Source organism: Faecalicatena contorta (genome assembly GCF_021531995.1).
GTDB classification, from domain to species: Bacteria; Bacillota; Clostridia; order Lachnospirales; family Lachnospiraceae; genus Dorea_A; species Dorea_A contorta_A.
Map to the genome: position 1 here is coordinate 1 of NZ_JAFBIZ010000211.1, position 2,293 is coordinate 2,293.

At 42.2% G+C, this 2,293-nt stretch carries 3 protein-coding genes; 2 read left to right on the plus strand and 1 reads right to left on the minus strand.

Translation table 11 applies throughout. The features are described 5' to 3' along the window. Positions 1–163: 163 nt before the first annotated feature. Positions 164–1,441, minus strand: a complete 1,278-nt coding sequence (locus JQM82_RS15280; protein ID WP_235251265.1) for a hypothetical protein — start codon at positions 1,439–1,441, stop codon at positions 164–166. A gap of 2 nt (positions 1,442–1,443) precedes the next feature. On the opposite strand from JQM82_RS15280, the gene JQM82_RS15285 reads away from it, so the two are divergent. Both JQM82_RS15285 and JQM82_RS15290 read left to right on the plus strand, forming a co-directional pair. Further along, positions 1,444–1,641, plus strand: a complete 198-nt coding sequence (locus JQM82_RS15285) for a hypothetical protein (protein ID WP_235251266.1) — start codon at positions 1,444–1,446, stop codon at positions 1,639–1,641. 185 nt (positions 1,642–1,826) lie between these two features. Further along, positions 1,827–2,293 (plus strand): DUF5626 family protein (locus JQM82_RS15290; RefSeq protein ID WP_235251267.1); only part of this gene is annotated, 467 nt, incomplete at its 3' end.

The following is a 2,293-nucleotide window of genomic DNA, read 5'->3' on the forward strand; positions in this document are numbered from 1 at the left end:
ATGTAAGAATAACTTCTCGGAATCTCAATGAATGAGGTTCCAACCGAAAATTGACAACTGAATATCGTGCAGGAAAAGAAATTTACGAGAAATGGACATAAACATTGGACATAGAGGATACTATGCCTTGAAAAATTTTATGGAGTCGTTTAAGATAACATTATTAAGAGGCCAATCTTAATAATGAATTTTGAAATGCCTCGACTGACGGCATTTCCCAGGCATCAAGATGTTGTAGCATCATGATGCCATAGAGGTGGCAGTACCACATCTTCGTAGAGCGGTGCCTGCCGTCTTCTAATTTATAGTCTTCTTTCTCACGTTTGTTAGAACGTTCCACGAAGGTCCTTCCGTCATATTCCTTTTCCCATGCTTTACTGTCTCTTGGCGGTATGTTAAATAACCTTGGATTGTCATCGGTAAAGATATGTACGATTCTGCCGTATTTCGCTGGTGAACAGGGATACTCGCAGAAACAGCCAAGTTTCCGGTCTGCTTTTGGGCACCGGTATTTCGCTCTGTGTTTGGCAGCCTCATATCCATCTTTATGCATACGTAAGCCCAACTTACAGATAGGAACCCCATCCTTATCAATGGTGAAATCATCCTTATAGGTAAAATGTCCGGTATATCCGGGATTGAGGTCAATAAAGGGTGTGATATTTTCCCGTCTGCAGTATTCATAGACAGGGTAAGCATCATGGGCCGAGTCCAGAAGGAGTTTCACAATACGGAATTCCAGAAGGTATGCTTTCATGGTAAAAAAAGAGTGAAGAAAAGAAAGCATATCATGGCGGGAAGCACGCTCTAAAAGAGAAAATACAGGAAGATCACTGTAGGAATCGGAGGCCACATACATGTAGAGGTGGTAACCGAAAAAATAGCATTCCCGGTGGGAATCCCATCCCCAGTTACAGTCCGGCTGAGAATAATGACGTTTGCAGTTACAGGAAGGGCAGCCATTTTCCTTACATTTACAGATTCGTTTTTTTCTCTGTCGTGCAGCAGTCCGGACAGGAGTGCCGTCACCGGCAAGAGCCAGATGGTCTGGAACGATTAATCCTTTACAGATGGAAAGATCCAGGAACTGTTGTTTATAGAGGCTGAAAACGAGAAAAAAAGGATTTACAGGTTTTAACTGCCAGCGTTCCAGCAGAGGAAGAAGTTTGGAAGCAACACTGGAAGAGTCACAGGGAGTCTTATCTCCTTTCTTTTTCCCCTTGGGAGGTTTCATTTTAGGGAAACGGTCTTTCGGGGAAAGGTCGTTGGAATCATCCTGCCAGATACGGGAAAAGAAATCATAAAAAGTCCCGACACTATGAGTATCCCCGACAGGGAATCCACTAAGGATAGCATAAAGGGGCGTTTCCCTGAGCATGCGGCACCATACTGTGATGGAAGTCACTTCCAGTTTCAAAGCATGCAGGTAGGAACGAAGCATGCATGAAGGGGCCGTGGTTCCGGTCCAAAAACGGAGTAGCATTCTATAATGGAATCCGTCAGGGAAAGATCGAGGCACCAAAACTGCACGATATAATCCCAGGTACTTTTAGAGAGTACGAAGGAATCAGGATAAAATTTCAGGAAATCAGATACGAAGGTATTCAGATAGGCGGTATGGCCGCCAGGATTACAAGGTAACAAAAAAATCGCTTCCAGTCGCTTGAAATAAACTATAATCAATCGGCTTCGCCGCAAATTTGGGGCGATTTGTCAAGCGTTTTTTGCAAAGAAGTGGGTGATTTTTTGAGATAGGGGTCTGAAAGCCTTATAAAATCAGGGATGAAGATTCCGAGAAGTTATAAGATAAAAAAGGAGGGATTCTATTGAACAACAAACTTAAACGGATAACTAGTATCGCCACAACATTTTTCATTCTATTCTTCACGGCAACTCCTGTTAGTGCTGCTGCCGCAGATTCTTCTTTTCCATCCGAGGCATCGTATGACCTTTCCAAGGGTGGAATACAAACATTTGAAATTCAGAATGAAAATGGGGATATTGATTATGTAACAATTGAAGAACTTCCGAGAACTTTACGGGTTTCCAATGGGTCATATTTAATATCGTATACATCTGGAAGTGCGTGGAAAGCTAGTTTTAAAGTTGATATCAGCAGCAACAAAATTACAAAAGCATACGATCCTTCCCATCAGGTTTTGACGGGAATAGCAGGATCCATTTTATCTCCCACATTAGTCAAGGACAGTTCTACTCAAGCAACTTATCGATTTGTATTTAAATATCTTGTTACATCTACTCAAACTGGAATACGCGGTTATATATCTGGTAC

Bases quoted from the DNA above. Each gene is read 5' to 3' on its own strand.
- JQM82_RS15280 (WP_235251265.1), bottom strand. From the start codon at position 1,441: ATGCTTCGTTCCTACCTGCATGCTTTGAAACTGGAAGTGACTTCCATC.
- JQM82_RS15285 (WP_235251266.1), top strand. From the start codon at position 1,444: ATGAAGGGGCCGTGGTTCCGGTCCAAAAACGGAGTAGCATTCTATAAT.